Annotated in this window: 15 protein-coding genes and 2 pseudogenes; 4 read left to right on the top strand and 13 right to left on the bottom strand. The window is 60.0% G+C overall.

The window, feature by feature from the left end:
• The first annotated feature begins 166 nt into the window (after positions 1 to 166).
• Positions 167 to 547 (top strand): cytochrome c family protein, encoded by a 381-nt coding sequence (locus tag P9230_RS11145; RefSeq protein ID WP_278118920.1) that lies wholly within the window; start codon positions 167 to 169, stop codon positions 545 to 547.
• 1,580 nt (positions 548 to 2,127) lie between these two features.
• Here the strand turns inward: P9230_RS11145 and P9230_RS11140 are convergent.
• From P9230_RS11140 to P9230_RS11130, 3 genes are all read right to left on the bottom strand, one after another.
• Complete coding sequence (locus P9230_RS11140) at positions 2,128 to 2,265, bottom strand: hypothetical protein (RefSeq protein WP_164750450.1); 138 nt, start codon at positions 2,263 to 2,265, stop codon at positions 2,128 to 2,130.
• A gap of 1,324 nt (positions 2,266 to 3,589) precedes the next feature.
• Positions 3,590 to 4,312: a DJ-1/PfpI family protein gene (locus tag P9230_RS11135; protein WP_095826421.1), complete on the bottom strand. Its 723-nt coding sequence runs from the start codon at positions 4,310 to 4,312 to the stop codon at positions 3,590 to 3,592.
• Between the two features lie 71 nt (positions 4,313 to 4,383).
• Positions 4,384 to 4,749, bottom strand: a complete 366-nt coding sequence (locus tag P9230_RS11130; protein WP_278118917.1) for a hypothetical protein — start codon at positions 4,747 to 4,749, stop codon at positions 4,384 to 4,386.
• A 644-nt stretch (positions 4,750 to 5,393) separates the two neighbouring features.
• On the opposite strand from P9230_RS11130, the gene P9230_RS11125 reads away from it, so the two are divergent.
• Both P9230_RS11125 and P9230_RS11120 read left to right on the top strand, forming a co-directional pair.
• Positions 5,394 to 5,579: a hypothetical protein gene (locus P9230_RS11125; protein WP_095826418.1), complete on the top strand. Its 186-nt coding sequence runs from the start codon at positions 5,394 to 5,396 to the stop codon at positions 5,577 to 5,579.
• A gap of 313 nt (positions 5,580 to 5,892) precedes the next feature.
• The gene (locus P9230_RS11120; protein WP_095826417.1) at positions 5,893 to 6,318 is read left to right on the top strand and encodes a hypothetical protein; all 426 of its coding nucleotides are present in this window, start codon (positions 5,893 to 5,895) and stop codon (positions 6,316 to 6,318) included.
• Between the two features lie 472 nt (positions 6,319 to 6,790).
• Here the strand turns inward: P9230_RS11120 and P9230_RS11115 are convergent, their stop codons facing one another.
• The 3 genes and pseudogenes from P9230_RS11115 to P9230_RS11105 all read right to left on the bottom strand — a co-directional run bounded on the left by P9230_RS11115 (position 6,791) and on the right by P9230_RS11105 (position 8,179).
• Positions 6,791 to 7,171, bottom strand: coding sequence for a MucR family transcriptional regulator (locus tag P9230_RS11115; RefSeq protein WP_095826433.1), 381 nt, complete (start codon positions 7,169 to 7,171; stop codon positions 6,791 to 6,793).
• A 265-nt stretch (positions 7,172 to 7,436) separates the two neighbouring features.
• A pseudogene (locus P9230_RS11110) lies at positions 7,437 to 7,673 on the bottom strand (DUF763 domain-containing protein); the annotation flags it as partial.
• Positions 7,674 to 7,810: 137 nt separating this feature from the next.
• Complete coding sequence (locus P9230_RS11105) at positions 7,811 to 8,179, bottom strand: hypothetical protein (protein ID WP_278118913.1); 369 nt, start codon at positions 8,177 to 8,179, stop codon at positions 7,811 to 7,813.
• 205 nt (positions 8,180 to 8,384) lie between these two features.
• On the opposite strand from P9230_RS11105, the gene P9230_RS11100 reads away from it, so the two are divergent.
• A complete protein-coding gene (locus P9230_RS11100; RefSeq protein WP_278118911.1) occupies positions 8,385 to 8,669 on the top strand; it encodes a hypothetical protein in 285 nt (94 codons plus the stop codon).
• A 229-nt stretch (positions 8,670 to 8,898) separates the two neighbouring features.
• On the opposite strand, the gene P9230_RS11095 is transcribed toward P9230_RS11100, so the two are convergent.
• The 7 genes and pseudogenes from P9230_RS11095 to P9230_RS11065 form a co-directional block, all read right to left on the bottom strand.
• A complete protein-coding gene (locus tag P9230_RS11095) occupies positions 8,899 to 11,511 on the bottom strand; it encodes a cation-translocating P-type ATPase (RefSeq protein ID WP_278118909.1) in 2,613 nt (870 codons plus the stop codon).
• Positions 11,512 to 13,116: an MBL fold metallo-hydrolase gene (locus P9230_RS11090; protein ID WP_278118907.1), complete on the bottom strand. Its 1,605-nt coding sequence runs from the start codon at positions 13,114 to 13,116 to the stop codon at positions 11,512 to 11,514. It lies immediately after the preceding gene.
• A gap of 10 nt (positions 13,117 to 13,126) precedes the next feature.
• A complete protein-coding gene (locus P9230_RS11085; protein WP_278118905.1) occupies positions 13,127 to 13,885 on the bottom strand; it encodes a universal stress protein in 759 nt (252 codons plus the stop codon).
• Positions 13,886 to 14,009: 124 nt separating this feature from the next.
• Complete coding sequence (locus tag P9230_RS11080) at positions 14,010 to 14,837, bottom strand: universal stress protein (RefSeq protein WP_127248336.1); 828 nt, start codon at positions 14,835 to 14,837, stop codon at positions 14,010 to 14,012.
• A 71-nt stretch (positions 14,838 to 14,908) separates the two neighbouring features.
• Positions 14,909 to 15,143: pseudogene (locus P9230_RS32420) on the bottom strand (DUF3775 domain-containing protein).
• 217 nt (positions 15,144 to 15,360) lie between these two features.
• Entirely contained in the window at positions 15,361 to 16,071 is a 711-nt protein-coding gene (locus P9230_RS11070) for a Bax inhibitor-1/YccA family protein (RefSeq protein WP_278118902.1), read from the bottom strand.
• A 128-nt stretch (positions 16,072 to 16,199) separates the two neighbouring features.
• Positions 16,200 to 17,456, bottom strand: a complete 1,257-nt coding sequence (locus P9230_RS11065) for a Do family serine endopeptidase (RefSeq protein WP_278118900.1) — start codon at positions 17,454 to 17,456, stop codon at positions 16,200 to 16,202.
• Between the last annotated feature and the right edge of the window lie 101 nt (positions 17,457 to 17,557).

Genomic DNA, 17,557 nt, shown 5'->3' with positions numbered 1-17,557 from the left:
CCTCGGAAAGATTGGCGTTTCTACCCATCGGCTTGATATTGTGGTATGTAGATGCCGCAATTCCATTGGTGGGAGCACGGATATTCCGCTCTACCGTTCAGGCCACGCCAGCGCAGCTGGCGTTCGGATCGTCCGGCGCAAATGACGATCGTCAGGGAGGAATGCCATGCGCGCAATCGCACTTTTCATCGCCTCGGCGGCCACGATCTTCATTGCAAGCCCTTCGCGGGCACAGGATGCCGCCGCAGGCGAGAAGGTCTTCACCAAGTGCAAGGTCTGCCATATTGCCGACCAAGACCAGAACAAGGTTGGCCCCTCTCTGAACGGCGTCATCGGGCGCACCGCGGGCACGCATCCCGGTTTCACTTATTCCATGGCCATGACCGAGGCCGGAAAATCCGGCATCAAATGGGATGAGCCCACGCTGACGAAGTATCTTCATGACCCCAGGAGCATGATCAAAGGGACGAAGATGGCGTTTCCCGGCCTCAAGAACGATCAGGACGTAGCCAACGTCATCGCTTACCTGAAACAGTTTTCCAAGTAAGGCCAGTCGCTTTCACGCTTACCGTCGCGCGGGAATGGTTTGCGCCCCCGCCTGTGATGGAAAACTGGCGAAATCACATTTGACGGCGTTGGACGCCGAAATCCTGAAGGTTCCTAAAGGAAATCAAGACGGCCCAAGCCGCGCGGCGAGAGCTGGCCCGAAAATAATCCGGGCGTATACCGGCTCTCAGACCGTCGATCACAAATTTGGTCGATTGAATTGTCAGAGATGACTTGAGCGCATCTAAGCCGGAACAGGGAACATCGCGACACGCAAGCGGTTGTAGAGTCGGCGGCACGGTCTGTCCTCCGTTCTGCCGGCCGTCTGAAAGGCAACGACGGAGCCCGCTCGTGCGAGCGGGCTCCGACCGGTTTTCAGATCCTGCGACTGAAGTCCAGTTTCCATTCGCATTGGTCTTATCTGCGAAACATGCCCCTCGAGTTCGTTGTTCCCATCCCAAAATGGTAATGATCGGCGAAATGCACCGGTAAGGATGCGTGGTAATAGTTGATTCAACCATTGCTAGTATCTAATCGGTGGCGGCTCCGACAGCTGGCAGGGTGGGCTGCTGGGTGTTGCCGAAGCCGCCTGCGCGGCCGATGGGACAGACCGCGCTGTCTCAGAATAGGACAGCGCGGTCTATAATCAGTTAAGGCTAACGTATTCGCCGCCTCCCTCCGAGGTTTCAACGGAACGGACGCTCTCGGTGTCAGTTTCTGCAGGCGGTCATATCCAGCTGTCACTGGCGATTGCCGCTCAGCCCGTCGCCTGTTCCCCCCATAGCTGGCGACGGGCTGTCGCTATTATCAGCACTGCGAAAGCCTGTCGGTAAACAGACAGATGCCCGCGGGACCTACATCTTTTTTAAATGACGGCGCGCTGCTGCCCCGGCCAGATGATGGCTCAACTTCCGCAAGGGGGTTGAAGGTGTCGCCCTTAGGCGGGTGCTCCAATTTGTTAGGTGGAAAGGCATGAAGCCATGACCGACAAAAAAATAGGCGCTGGCGGCGGAAGCGGCTTTGAGATCGCTATGGTCGGTGTCATCGTGTTTGCTGCGATGGGCCTGATCCTAGTCGCAGCTACAGGGATGCGTTGAACCGCCCTGAAGGAAAGGCGAACAAAGCGTCAGGGACGAGCTTTCCATCGCCATCTGGTGACGATTCTGATGACGCAGACGGCGTTGCCGATCACATCGGCTGGGCGCTTCTGGACTCAGGCCCGGTTGGCATCGGCGCGTTTCTCCTGTGCGCTCTTACACAGTTCATCTAATTTGTCGCGGATCCGATCGTTATCAAGCAGTAGCTTGGCGCGCGGGAAACCTTTGCTGCGAAGCTCCTGTTCGATGGCTTGCCATCCTTTACCCAGATACCTCTCCGAAGAAGCTGCCGCAGCGCTAAAGACGGCCCGGCGGCCATCAGTGCTTCGGGGGAAGTGGTGACGATCTGCCGGGCCTGATCCGGGATTGGGGCAACCAGACCCCGGACACGCCACCATAGCGTCACGGCAGCCGATGGCAATTTGTTTTGCCAGCGAGGGCGCGCGATGGCGACGAGCCGCGTACCGGAACAACGGCCAACGCCTCAGGCACCGCCCGGCATGTCCGCAGCGGTCTGTCTGAGGCCTCTCTCGACGTTGGCGATATAGGCACTGTCATTGGCATAGTGGTCCCACAGGACCAAGCCGACAATCAACGCGATCACGACCAAAGGCCATCGCATCGGAACCTCCCTCAAAGCTCCTCGCACCAGGCATAATCTTCCTGTTTTGCTGTGTTTACAAGTGATCGCTAATATGTGGGAGAACTCGCCGGGCGAGGCCCCCAACAACAGCCTCAAACCCGACGAGCTGCCGGCCCGGGAGCGGTACCGGCAACGTGTGCTGTGCAAGATGAATGCCGGCAGTCCCGTCCTGAAATGGAACGGCCGCGCTCTAGCGCCGCGGAAAAGCCCGGCTCTGTCCGCCTAGCGGCGGAGATCCCGCGCGGTGAACTCGCCTGTCACGGGGCGACGCGATTGTCAGTGGGCGTTGGCTGACGGTGCCGTCTTGCCCTGGGTGGCCGCAGGCATGGACCTTAGTGAGGCACCAGTCTGCGTGTCGGTGGCCGGGACGGTATGATCCTCCCCGGACAGCGGGCTACCCCCGCCCGGCACTTGCTCGGCAGTCGGCGCTTTGTTGTTTATGCCGTTCTGGAAAGGTTGCTCGATGTCGTCAAGCCGCCTGCCGATGTGGCGGTGAAGAGGTGATCGGCCGCTGACGCGGGGCCAGCGAGCAGCGAAAACGCTGCAATGAGGATAAGTGTTCGCATGATGGGTTCTCCAACGATTGTATGGTCCCTCCGATGCAGGCAGGAACGCCGCCGTCCCCTTCACGTGTTCAACGCCGCTCCTCGTAGCTTTATTCCCGAAAAAGCGAGGGGGGCGAAGCATCTTCGTCAGTCGGCTTGTCTCGACCAGAGGCGCCTTCTCGTCGGCGGGCTTGTAGGGCCTCTTGTACTCTTTCCGTTCTGGCATCTGAATGGCAGACAACTTACATAGCCAGGGCTATGGCGCGTCGACGGCCCGGCGTCCCATCGCTTCGGGGGAAGTGGTGACAATCCGCCGGGCTTTATCCGGGTTAGGGGTAACAACGGGCTTGTGCAGAAACGAGACAGGGGCAGCCGGTTGTGGCTAGCCGTCGCCATTGTAGGCTGCGGGTTGTGGGGGAACTCATGCTCAGGCCTAAACAAAAGCCGCCGAAAGTCTATTCGAACGCCGACCGCTTTGGCGAGGATGGCCGGCGCCTCTACAGCGCATACGCAGCTACGCTGCGCAAAGGTGATACCTGTGGTCGACCTTCTGGCCGGTGCGCTTGCCGCAGCTATGGTCCTCGCGTTGGTCTATTTAGTTGCTTTTTAGCCATCGCAAAGCCGATGCCGATCGCGATGCCGGCGAAGACCTTGCCGGCCGCGTCTATGGCAATGACGCGGACCTTGCCCCAAACATCGCTGTTGGGCTTCCTGAGGGCGATTGAAAGGTGGCGAAGATCGCATCCATGAGTTGAATCTTAGATCGAACTCCTTTTGTTCGCTCTGCCCAGCGCCTGCGAGATGCCGGCGTGGGTTGCCGCGTTGCGCTCGATCATAAGTTCTATTGCCGCCTCTGATGCCTTGTCCGGATGGCCGGCCTCGAAGGGCGGTGCTGGATCGTACTCGATCGAAAGCTGGATAGCCTTCGCCACCTCCTGCCCGGCAACCTCAGCGATGACCGCAAAGGCGAAGTCAATCCCCGCGGACACGCCGGCAGAGGTGAACACGTTGCCGTCGCGGACGGTGCGGCCCTTTTCGTAACGGGCGCCCACCAGTGGCAGCAACCCCGTGTGAGCCCAGTGCGTGGTGGCGCTTCGTCCTTGCAACAGCCCCGCTGCGCCGAGCAGGAAAGCCCCGATGCACACCGATGTGACGTAGCGTGCATTCTCAGCTTGGAGGCGGATGAAGTCGACAATCTCGACATCGGCAAGCGCCTCAGCAATGCCGGCGCCGCCGGGCACGCAGATCAGGTCGAGCTGCGGACAATCCTCGAAAGTGCAATTCGGCATTATGGCAAGGCCACGGTCGCTTAGCACCGGCGCAAACGTTCTTGCTGCAACGTAGGTTTTCGCTTGGGCAAACTCGCTGGGCGACGACAGCGAGCCAGGGGTCGCGAGCCGGCTTAACACCTCAAACGGACCGGTGAAGTCGAGTTGGGTAATGCCGGGGAAGATCACGAAGCCAACGTTGAAAGCCGACATGGCTGTCCCTCCGAGCCATTCAGTCTAAATTCTACCTCGTGGACAACCATTCTCTAGGCAGGTGACAGGGCTCACATCGTGTCGACCGGCGCAAAGAAGCAATTCTCGTCTTCTTCGGTCGGATGCAGGCAGATGTGAAAATTGTCGTCGCCAGATGGAATGACCACGTCGTAGGGAACGAAATAGCGGTTTTGATGAGTGACTCTGTGGTGATCGCCTGGTCGAAGGATGATTACATACCCGTCAGGCCGCGGCGTCACGGCGATGGCGGGGATCTTGCCGCATTCTCCGGTGATGGGATCGCCATGGCAACAGGCAGGTGGATACGTCCAGCTTCTACTGTGGCTATGCGCCAGGGCTAGACCACCATTGAGGGCCGCAGCTGTGACCACAATGCTCGCCAGCCCTGCGCGTTCTCGCGTGCTGACCTGATGCATAGACGCCCCTCGCGTAACCACGTCAACATCTAGATTAGCACCTACTAATATGTTAAGCAAATGCGAGGGGCGTTTCCATGGCGCACTTGCACGGACCTATTGCATTAATATGGCTTGTCTTTGCGGACCAGGCCGGTGCACACGATTGGTATACGGGCAAGACAGACCCGGTTCTCCGGTACGATTGCTGCGGGAACAAAGACTGTTACCCGATAGACTCTGCGGATGTCAGGATGACGAGGGATGGCTATATCGTCAGATCGCAACATCGCCTTTACTTGAACGAGCCCCAGCAGCCGGAGTGGTTTATTCCCAGAGAGCGTGTCCAGATTTCGCCAGATGACCGCTATCACATTTGCGAGCAGCTGATGACGTTCTACCGCTCGTTGACCCCACACATGAATTTCGAAGCTTATCACAGATTTCGATGGACGTGTTTTTTCGCCCCGCCAGGCACCAGTTCTATCGGCCAAAAATAGGACAGCAAACAGATGCCCGTCACCCGGGCTTGTCCCCTCAGCGAGCGGGCTCTTGGTCTTCGTTCATTAGCTGCGGCGGACTTTCGCGATTCGCAACATACGCTCCACAGAGATATAATTTCCACCGCGCGGGGAATTGTTTTCGCCCCCGCCTGTGAGGGAAAAATGGCGAAATCACACCTGACGGCGTTGGACGCCGAAATCCTGAAGAAGGCCTTCCAAAACGACGTTCGGTATAACAAGACTCCCGAAGCCGAGCGGCGAGAGCTGGCCGCGAAAATAATCCGGGCGTATACCGGCTCTAAGACCGTCGATCCCAAATTGGTCGATTGGATGTGCACACAGAGATGACCTAGAGCGCTCTAAGCTCTGAACAGGGAACATCGCCACACGCGAGCGGTTATAGATTGGGCGGCACGGCTTTGTCCTCCGTTTCTGCCTGCCGTCTGAAAGGCCACGACGGAGCCCGCTCGGCCCTCACGAGCGGGCTCTAGGCCGATGCCCACGCTGACTGACCTTAGGCGAGCGGGCTCTTCGTTTCGCTGTCTATACCTCGCCTGGTGATTGCCGGGCGGATCCCCAATTGTGTTTTGACTATTTGGCTTGTCGGGCGCGTAAAATATCAAGTTCGCCCAACCGGGCGGACCAACTCAGGGAGGATGTTATGAAGATGAATCGACGTAATGCTCTCGCCCTTGCTGCCACCTCGTTGGCCGCCCCGCTATTGGCCGCAGAGTTCACTCCAGTAGCGGCCAAGACCTATGGCGCGACTGAGGGCAAGGAGATTTTTCCTGGCGTTCGGCTAGTCGAGCGGGGGACACGAGATTCCCATATCAAGGGGTATAACAAGATCGTCATGGAAGACGTGATTTATCAGCCGAAAGGATCTAGCCCGCTGGGGGATGTGATGGCCGACGACATGGTCTGCACGGTCACCGAAGGCGAACTGGAAGTTACGGCCGGCGATATGAAGTTCACGGCCAAGGAAGGCGACGTTTGGAGCTGCGGCAAGGGCAGTACGAAAGAGGCTGCTACGAACAATGGAACAGTGGTCGCGGTGATGCGCGTCATTAACCTGAAGGTCGCATAAGTGCACACGACGCGCGGGAACTAGCGCCATCGCCATCGATCGGAATGCATCGCGTCATATAACGGATGGTGGCCCGGTAGCCTTTGGGTGGCCGGGCCTTAGCCGGCAGGGGTAAGTGCCGGCGAGGCCGTATATGCGCGTCTGCTAATAAATCGAATTCAGCCAAAAGGCGCTGACCCGTGATGCGCGGCAGCGTGGGCGCTTGCTTACGCCCCATCACGAGGACGCCAATATTCGGCAGAATCCTTTAACCCGCCGCTGGGTGTGCCCCCACACCCGCGCGGCGGGCTAAGGTGTGACCGGCGCCTTTTCTCGTGGGGAGAATTGCCTGAGTCCTGGCGCCGGCCTGGCGAACCGGCGGTCCGCCGCACATGCAAGATAGCTAATTTCTACCACAAAAGGACATGGCGTGATCGCGTACCTCTAGGTTCGTCCATCGATCAGGAATATAATCCTCGCTGGTGCGGCGACCTCATTTTCGGAGATCTGCAGGCTTCCGCTGAAAGCCCAACCCCTTCGCCAAGTCCGATCGCCGCTGCGCATAGTTCGGCGCCACCATCGGATACTCTGCCGGCAGGTTCCATTTCGCGCGATACTGCTTTGGTGTAAGACCGTGATCGGTCCTCAGGTGCCGTTTGAGCGACTTGAACTCCTTGCCATCCTCCAGGCAGATGATGTGATCGGGGAAGACCGAGCGCTCCGCGTCGACGGCAGGCTCCTGCTTTGGCAGCAGGGCTGCGCCAGTGAGCGAGTAATACACCGACGCGATCAAATCCGCCAAGTCGGTTACCGAGACGAGATTATTGCTAACATAAGCGGAGACGATGTCGGCGGTGAGGTCCACTAGTGACATGCGAAATCTCTTTTGTCTGACAAACCTCTCTATTTGAGCGCATCTGCTAATAAAATGAAATCCCGCCAAAAGGCCGAGCCGCCCTTGGATCGCCAGCATGACGGCTGGACTCTTCAAGAGCTTATCGACGCGGGCATGTCCGTCAGGGGCGGCTGGCTGGACTGCCATCGTCATCAGATCCTCGATCTGCCGGCGCTCCGCGATCGCTTCGGCCCTGACGCTCCCGCCATGGAGTGGATCTGCGGCCGAAGATGAAGTGCGCCATCCCGCGCCCGCCACAGGCATGGATGCCAAGCTCACCGGCCGTCGGGTTGAGCCCGCGCTTCAGCGCGCCGATGACGGAAGTGGTGATGCCGGAGGAGTGCCAGTCCATGCCCATCACAGCGCCGAAGGACTGGAACCAAAAGGGATGCGCGAGGCGCCGCAAAAGCTCGTCGCGGCCATAATGATGGATGATGGCTTCGCACAGCACCGCGCCGAGCTTCGTCATGCGATCGCCCAGCTATTTCAGAACCCGCCCGCCATGCAGCGGCAGGTCGGCGCTGCCGCTTCGCTGCGTCACTTTTGCTTCCCTTATGAATGCCGGGCATTTAGCGGAAATTTGCAAGGCGGCGCAGCCGCAGCCAATGTTTGGCCGTGTCAGTAACGGCAAACCCGCACGCGTTCCAGCACCCGGCGATGATGATGCCAGTGCCGCACCCACTTTACGTGGCAATGGCGGTAGTGGCGGTGCCGGTAGTAGTAGCGATGCGGATAGCGGGCCACGTAGCCAGGATAATAATCGCGATAATAGCCAGGGCCGTAATAGCGGCCGCCATAGTCGTAAAACGGGCCGCCGCCGTAGAAAGGACCACCGTTGAATGGCCCACCGAATGGGCCACCGTAGAACGGGCTGAAGCCGCCGAATGGACCGAAACCGAGACCGAAGAACCCCTGCGCATCCGCAGGCGCGACCGTGGCTGCCGCGGTGGCAACGGCGATCACTGAAGCGAGTAGCAGTTTTTTCATGGCAACCTCCTCCTGAAGGCTGATCATCGGGTAAACGCGCCGTAGGAAGCCATGTTCCCGGTCGCTAATATTCCCGGTGGCAAGAGCAGGTTGCGGCGAAGATGCTGAGGCGGACGCACTACGGCAACATCTCCCCTCGCCCGAGGGGAGATGTCCGCTCGCTGGTCGGTCAGCGCCGGCAGATGCGGATCTTTTCGATGACGCGGTGGCCGTGGCGCCAGTGCTTCACGATCTTGATCCGGCAATGATCGCGATAATACCGGTTATCATAGCGCACCACATAACGCTCGCGATAGGGAGGAGTGTAGTAGTCGTCATCGTAGACGTGTCGGTAATAGCGGTGAGGGTAATACCCGCCATAGTAGTCACCGCGACGAGCAGCACTATCGTCAAAACCGAAACCATCGCCGCAAGGTTGGGATGCTTCAACTTCGTCTCGATCCAGGCATGGAAAGGGGCAAAGAGGATTGCCAGTGACAGAGCCCACTGATCGCGCCCAAGAATGGCAGGGCCAGAAGAACGCATACGACAATCCCAACGATCACTGCGGCGGCTAGCACCGCCGTGCCCGCGCGGCTGCGGCGAACCAGAGGATCGTCGTCGCTCATGTTGCCAACACTGAAACGGCTCGTGCGGGCGTTTCCTTCACGTTCCACCTTGTTGCCAACCAACTCTTCTCCAACTGACGACTGGTAGTGGACTGGCTCATTGAATCGGCGCTAGGCCTTCAGTTGCTGCCTCCAGAGTGGCTTCAGCAACTCCAGGATTGCCAGCACGGCAAATCCCGCGGCAATTGTTACCGCCAGATCGTTAAGATGCAGCGGTCCGAAGCGGAAGAGACTGGTGGCAAACGGCCAAAGAAGCGTGCCGCCCAGCATTGAAGCAACGGCCACGACAACAATCATCAGCGACCGGTTCGGCCTGTTAAGCGCGGTCAAAAGGGATGCGCTGAACGAGCGGTTGACAAAAATCAGTCCCACGATGCTCAGCACCAGCGAGAAAAAGGTCAGCGCCCGGATTTCGTTCTCGGCCATGCCCTGCTTCAGGGCGACAAGGTAGATGCCCGCGAGGAGCGCGAAGGTGAGCGTCCCCTGGATCAGCCCCCACCCGATCAACGCCCCGGAGAAAAGTGGCGTATCCGGATTGCGGGGCGGACGGCGCATGACATCGTCTTCTTCCCTTTCAGCCTCGAAGACCAGTGAGCAGACGGGATCGATCACCATCTCCAGAAAGGCGATATGGATCGGCCCGAACAGGATTGGCAGGCCAAAAAGCAAAGGCAGCAGCGAGAGACCCGCGATCGGCACATGGACCGCGAAGATGAACCCCACGGCCTTGCGCAGATTGTCGAAGATGCGGCGGCCAAGCCGAACGGCTTTGACGATCGAGCCAAAATCGTCGTCGAGCAGGACGATCGAAGACGCCTCGCGCGCAACGTCGGTGCCACGCCCACCCATGGCAATCCCGATATTGGCTGCCTTGAGGGACGAGGCATCATTGACCCCGTCGCCGGTCATGGCAACGATTTCACCGCTCGACTTCAGCGCGCTCACGATGCGAAGTTTCTGTTCGGGCATGATGCGCGCGAACACGGTTGCGGTTTTTACACGCATTGCCAGCTCGTCGTCACCGAGCGCTTGCATCTGACTGCCGGTCACCACGCTTTCGGCATCGAGGCCAGCCTGACGCGCGATCACCTTGGCGGTTGCCGGGTAGTCGCCGGTGATCATCATCACCCTGATGCCGGCGGAACGACAGTCGCCCACGGCTTCGGGAACCCGTGCGCGCAACGGATCCATCAGGCCGACCAGGCCGAGAAATTCGAAGTTGAAATCATGTTGCGTATCCGGCAAGTCGGCGCCGCGATGAAAAGCGCGGGCCACGCCAAGCACCCGTAACCCCTCGGCCGCCATGGCTTCGACCAAGCCCTGCAAGACCATCAGGTCTCTGGCACTCAGATGGCACAGCGTCGCGATCGCTTCTGGCGCACCTTTTGCCGCAACCAGCGAATTGCCATCGCCGCCTGTCGACCGCCAAACATTCGACATTGCCAGCAGGCCGGGTCGAAGCGGATATGCGTGAACCAGTTCCCAATCCGGCTTGTCCAGAACTCTGTGCTTGCGCAGCCGTTCCTTGCCGAGTTTGTGAAATGCGATTTCCATGGGGTCGAAAGGGATCCGCGCGCTGGCGAGCACGCCAGCCTCGACCATATCGGCGAATGCCGCCGGCAGGTCGGTCTCCGGATGGTCGGCCAGCCGCAACCGCCTTCCGTCCGCCGACCGCAGTTCGGCGATGGTCATCCGGTTCTCTGTAAGGGTTCCTGTCTTGTCGGTGCAAAGGATCGTGGCGGAGCCGAGCGTTTCAATCGCGGCGGCCCTGCGGGTCAGGACGCGCGCCTGCGAAATGCGCCACGCTCCCATGGCCATGAAGATCGTGAGCACTACGGGAAATTCTTCCGGCAGCATGGACATGCCGAGCGCGATACCTGCAAGCACGGCGTCAAGCCAACCGCCTCGCAGAAGCCCGTAAAGCAAGACCGCGACGACGCTGACTGCACCGCCGACCATCGCGAAAATGCGTACGACGCGCCTCATTTGTCCCTGCAATCGCGGCGGCTCTGCCTCCATTGAACTCAGCGAGTATCCGATCTTGCCAATTTCACTTCGTGGCCCAGTCGCAAGGACTTCGCCAATCCCTGAACCGCGAACGATCAGCGAACCCGAGAATAAGAAGGGCAGGTCGTCACCGCCTGGCCGACGCTCGATCGTTGGCGAGCCGCCGTCGGTGGCAATCTTTCGGACCGGTACGGATTCGCCTGTCAGCAGGGATTCGTCGCTCTGAAGATCCTGGCTTTGGAGAAGCTTGGCGTCGGCAGGGACCCGGTCACCTTCGCCGAGCACGACGAGATCTCCCCGAACGACCTCACGGCCCGCTATCCGCTTGCGTTCACCAGCACGTATGACCAGGGCGCGAGGACTGGTGAGGTCACGCAATGCTTCAAGGACGCGCTCGGTGCGCGTCTCCTGGATGATGGTTATGCCGATCGACATCGTGCCAAATGCCAGCAGGATCAGCGCTTCCTCCAGGTTGCCCAGAAGCAGATAGACGAAGCCTCCACCGAGCAGGAGGGCCAGCATCGGTTCGCGAATGACCTCAAGGGCTATTCTAAATGGCGTGCGCCGGCTGGACCTGGGCAACTCGTTCGGCCCCTCGGCGAGAAGCCTGGCCTGAGCCTCGGTTTCGCTGAGGCCGCGCAGGCGTTCTCCAATCTCCGAATCGCCGGCCCCACTTTGCGTTTTCTCGATACAGGGGGCTCCCATCAACTGCTGCATCTAATCGCCCCGGGCAGTGAGTGCTCGCTGCATTTGCCTGATGATCTTGGCTCGACCGCGTTCGTCCGCCGCCGAGTTGACGGCCTCGCTCACGTCCAGCAAGAGCTTGGAGAGATCGTTGTGCCAGTCAAGACGGCCGACACTCTCCGGCTTCAGCCTGCGAGCATGGTTGATCTCGATTGGCACGCAGCCCGCCGGGCTCAATCGAAAGGCGTCATCAAGCTGTGGCTTGATGATCCTGTCCCCCGGAAAAGATCCCTTGAGGCGCTCTGCGAGGCCTGCAAGACCTTCGTCTTCGCTGTGGGTCAGGAACAGCGATTGCCCGACGGGGCCGCGAGCCATTATCCAATCCAAGAGCTCGGCTGCATCCGCATGAGCGGAGTATAGATCGAACAGGGTAACGTTTGCCCTCACTTCGATTTCCTCGCCCTGGATACGCACGCGCCGGGCGCCATCAAGCAATATTCTGCCCAGCGAACCCTGGACCTGATATCCAGCCATCATGACGGTGGCGTTCTTGCGCCAGAGGTTGGCCTTGAGATGATGGCGTATGCGCCCCGCATCGCACATGCCGCTTGCCGCTATCACCACGAAGAAGCCTGTCAGGCGATTGATCGCCTTGCTTTGCTCCACGGTATCGGTGAACCGCAATTCGGCGGAAATCAAAGCCTGACGCAAGACGTCGCCGTTCTCGATTTCATTGGCATGTCTCTGGAATATGGCGCTTGCGCGCGTGGCCAACGGCGAATCGACGAATATTGGGGCTCTGGGAACCTCGCCGGCTTGCATGAGCAGATGAAGGTCAACCAGCAATTCCTGCGTCCGCTCGACGGCGAAGGACGGAATGATCAAGGGACCGTTCGCCCGTGCGGCGCCGCGCACGACGTCGCCGAGCATCCAGCGTCGCCGGTCAGGCGAAACGTCGGGGCGATCCCGGCTGCCATAAGTCGCTTCGCAGACGAGATAGTCGACCGCGGAAGGACCCTGCGGGTCGGTCTGGAGCAGTTTGTGCCCCGGACCTATGTCGCCCGAAAACACGATGCGCATCGGCGAGCGCCCACCTCCATCAATTTCCAGCTCGACTGACGAGGAGCCGAGCAGATGGCCTGCGTTCCAGAAGCGGAAGCGGAGACCTTGGGCTGCGGTCGTCCAGTCGCCATACTCCGCAGCCCGAAACAGATGCATGCATGCGGCCGCATCTTCCTGACGGTAGATCGGTTCAACCAGCGGCCTGCCGCGCTGGGCGTTGCGGCGATTGAGATAGTCCACCTCCGTTTCCTGGATATGCGCGGCGTCCGGCAACATGACGGAGCAAAGATCGATCGTGGCGGCCGTCGCGTAGATCGGTCCGAGAAAGCCTAGCTTGACCAGCTTGGGCAGCAGACCGCTGTGATCGATATGCGCGTGGGTCAGGATGACCGCGTCGATCGCATCCGGCGAAAATGGGAATGCGCCGTAGTTCAGTTCCCTTTCGGATTTCGAACCCTGAAACAAGCCGCAATCGATCAGGAGGCGCCAATGTGGCGTTTCAATTTCGTAACATGACCCTGTCACGCAACGCGTCGCGCCATGGAAGCGCAAGACGGGATGCTGATCGCGATCCACGATCGTACACCTAATGCGACATCAAGACCGGCAAGCGCAGATCCGCCAGGATGCCTTCCGTAGCCCCACCAAGCACAAAGTCTCGAAGCCGGGAATGGCCCCATCCGCCCATGACGAGGAGGCTGCCATTGATCCTTATGGCATGGTCCTCGAGCGCGGCGCCGATTTCATTGTCCCCGGCGTGGATCGACTCCGACCTGGCCCGGAGACCCCGCGCCGCGAGGCCATGCGCCAGCCTATCGCCGGTATCTTCGCGCGGCAGAGCCTTCTCATCCGTCACCGTGACGATCGATATCGTCGATGCCCGCTCCAGGAACGGCCTGGCGTCGGCCACGGCCCTTGCAGCCACGCGGCTGCCGTCCCAGGCGATCACAACATGATCGAGCGCACCGACATCTTCGTCACCCGGAAAAATCAAAGTCGGCCGGCCGGAGCTGAACACTACCTCCTCCGCGGTCGCGCGGATTGACTCGATATTGCGCGTCCATCCGACCATGCAGAGGTCAAAATACCGCCCTTCCCTGGCGGCCGTTTCGCGCATGAAGGCGGGCTGGGCTTTCAACTCCTGGCTGGTCAAGGTCACTTTGCATCGCGCAGCTTCGGCCGCGACTGTCTCCAGCAGGGCCTTGCCCCGATTCCTGCTGGCCGCGTTGGCCTCGCGGATCTTCGCGGGGAGGTCGAGCAACAAGCTGGACAATGCGTTCGAGACATCCGGAATGTCGACGTTGATGACCGCCGCATCCAGGGTGGCGCCGAGTTGGTTGGCCACGGCCACCGCGTTCGAAGCAACCTTCGACCCCGGCGGGTCCGGATAAGTCGGCAGGAGCACGGATGTTAACAGTTGCATGGAGTTATCTCCTTCAAGGTGCAGGGACGTAGACTGCCGCAGCCTTTCAGTTCGACAGCAGCCTGTGGAACGAGCCCGAGCTGAGCAAGGATCGCGTCGCGCCGCCAAATGCCCATTCGCGGAACCGGCTATGGCCATAACCGCCGGCCACGATGAGATCGGCCCCGATGCGATCGGCCTCGACGATGATCGAGTCGCCGACCGAGATCCCTCCGCCCTCAAGCAACTGGGATCTCGCCTTGACGCCATGCTTCATCAAGAAGCGCACTACGTCCGCCGCGCCATCCCTGGCGACGACCGTTCCGTCCTCAGCCGCGTTGAAAACGGTCACTTCCTTGGCATTGCGCAGGAAGGGCATCGCATCAACCACTGCCCGCCGCGATTCGCGGCAATCCTTCCAGGCGACCATCGCCCTCTCGCCCTTGAAGGCTGCAAGGCCGTCGGCCGCAAACAGAACAGGTCTGCCCGTGGACAACACCAACGCGCCAGGGTTTATGGTTCTTTGGTAGTCGCCGGCGGCAGCCGCAGTCGGCGCGCCGGTAATCACCAGATCGGCCGCGCGCGCGTGCAGGGCAACGGCGCGCGTAGGATCATTGAGTTCCGCGCGCCATGACGCGCGCTCGTCGTTGCCGACGACGTTGAGGAACTCCTCCTTGAGCTTCTTGATGCGCTCCTCGATTTCGTGGGTTCGGTAACGCAGAACCTCTGCCACCAACGGGGAGGATTCGCTAGGCGAGACCAGAGTGGAGGGTTCGGCAGCGGCCACCGCGATGAGATCCGCCTCGAATTTCTTCGCGATCTGCTGTGCAAAAAGCAGGCGTGGGGTGGCCGGAGCATCAATATCGAGCTGAACCAGTATCGTGGTGTAGATCATATCCGGACTCCATGAGAGACCGGTAGCTCAGCATGGGACAGAGCCCCGTGCTTTGATGCACGTCAACTTCTTCAGCCGGAGCATGACAGTCCGATGGCATCGAGGCCCGCCTCGAGATGATCGCCGAGAAGCGGATTGCCGCAGAGATAGTCGGCCGTGTGTCGGTTGTGAGCATAGGCGGCCTGCTGGCGAACCTCGTCCCAATCGACATTGGCCGTCGTCCCTGCCAAGCCACGTCAAGGCGACGAGATCGATCTGCTCATCGACGGAGAGCTCCGAGATCAGCGACCCCAGTTCTTCGCGCACGGGGTCGTCATCATGATCCTGAAGCACAGCAATTTCATTGTCGTCCGTCGGATTCGATCCCGTGTCCGGCTCGGTGACGGCCACCTTGACGTCGAACCCATGTGCCTTGGCGATAATGAAGCAGACTTTCGCGACGGGGATCGTCAGTTCAGGTGCCTCGATATCGTCACTTCCCACTCCGCGTCTCATCGGACATTTCCTCCGTAGCTCGCCAGCATTATTCGCGTCGGTCCCGGGTGAATCGCAGCATCATCAGGAACAGATTGATGAAATCGAGGTATAGCGTCAGCGCCCCAATCAGCGCCTTGTTAGAAATCGCCTCGCTTTGGGCACGCTCCAAATAGACGGATTTGATCCGCTGCGTGTCATAGGCAGTCAAGGCCGCGAACAAGATCACCCCAACAAGCGATATTGCCGTCTCCAAGATGGATGACGCAAAGAGCAGACTGATGAAACCAGCCAGGATGAAGCCGACCAAGCCCATGAACAGAAACGAACCGAGACGCGTCAGATCGCGCGCGGTTGCGTATCCGTAGAGACTGGTGGCGCTGAAAGTGCCCGCGGCGGCGAGGAAGGCCTTCGCGATAGCCACATCGGAATAGGCAAGGAACACGCCCGAAAGAGATAGTCCCATGAGAACAGCATAGATCCAGAAAGCCAGCTGCGCGGCCGCGGGCCTCATCGTGCCGATACGGATACTGAGGAAAAAGACCACTCCAAGCGGTGCCAGCACGATCAGCCAGATAAACGGCGTCGCTGCGAGCTCGTGATAGAGATCCGTCGAGATCGCCAGATAGCTTGTGACCCCGCTGACTCCCAGTCCACCTGCCATGAGATCGTAGACCCGAAGCATGTAAGCTCGCAGGGCTGGATCGACGTCTTGGGGCGGGTAGCCGAGAATATCCGGGCTTCGGGCGTCACTGAACATTTGGCTGCTCCGTCAGCGCTTACCGCCAAGCATGCCACAGCCCCAGCCGGATGGGATTGATGCGGATCAAGCCGACATATTGCCCCAGCAGAATGCATGTCGCGAATGTGCTAGGGCGGACCTGCGGCTCACGGAATGACGACGTACTGGATACCGCCGGCATGGAAGATCCCGAGCAGCAGCAGCTTCTCGAACCGGTTTGCCTGTCGCGCCACCTGCGTGGCGGAGTGCACCGGTTGCTGATCGACGCTCACGATGAAATCGCCGGCGATCAACCCTGCCCTCGCAGCGTCGCTCTCGGAGTCGACAGCCAGGATCTCCGCGCCGTCCGCTTGGCCATAAGCCGCAGAATCGGGCGAGATATCGGCCAGTGCTACCCCGGCAAGCAACCCCTCGCCTTTGACCTGCGCCGTGCTAACTGTGTTTGCTTCCCGGAGCTCCACCGGCAACTCGAGGAGCTTGTTGTGCCGGTCGATCGTGAGCGTGGCCTTTGCGCCAGCACCGAGCAGTCCAAGCGCTGTTCGAAGGTCAACGTCGCTGCGTATTGCCCGACCGTCCACGGCAACGACGACATCGCCAGCAAGGATGCCGGCGCTGCTTGCCGCAGATCCGGTCATGACCCGGCTGACGAGCGCGCCCGCAGAAATCTTCAACTTGAAGGCCTGGGCCAGCAACGGCGTGAAGTCCTGTATCAGCATGCCGAGCTCCCCGCGCCTGATCTTTCCGTGGGCGATCAACTCCCGCACCGCGTCCTTTGCCATATTGGATGGAATCGCAAAGCCTATCCCGACATTGCTGCCGGCCGGTCCGAAAATGGCGCTGTTGATACCCACCAGCTCGCCCCGGAGGTTCACGAGGGCACCTCCCGAATTGCCGGGATTGATCGACGCATCGGTCTGGATGAAATTCTCCAGACCGTCGGAACCAAGGCCCGATCGCCCCAATGCGCTGACAATGCCTATGGTGACGGTCTGGCTCAGACCATAGGGATTTCCGACGGCGGCAACGTAGTCGCCGACCCTGAGCTCGCTTGAGTCTCCCAGCGGCAGCGAAGTGAGCCTGTCGGCCTTTATCTGAACAACCGCCACATCGCTCGGCTGATCCATGCCGATCACCTTGGCCGGAAACGATCGGTGGTCCAGCAAGGTCACCGTGATCTCGTCGGCATTTTCAAGCAGATGACTGTTGGTCAACACATACCCGCTTTTTGCGTCGACGATCACGCCTGAACCGGCCACCTGGAACGAGCGTTCGTTTGCCGTGGGTTGCTCAGGAAGCCCGAAGAACTTTCGCAGGAAGGGGTCGGATAACATCGGATCGGATTCAGCGGTGCCCCTCCCTTGGATGGCAATGCTGACGACACTGGGAACGACGCGTTCAAGCATTGGAGCCAGCGATGGTATCTCATTGCCAACGCGAGATGGGTCGGCCGCCCAGACAACCGAGTGTGTGTACAGGACACAGATAGCTGCAAGCACCAGCACTG

The organism is Mesorhizobium sp. WSM4887, from assembly GCF_029625865.1.
Classification (GTDB): Bacteria; Pseudomonadota; Alphaproteobacteria; order Rhizobiales; family Rhizobiaceae; genus Mesorhizobium.
Note: the sequence above shows the minus strand (reverse complement) of the source record. Positions and strands in the feature narration are given on the sequence as shown.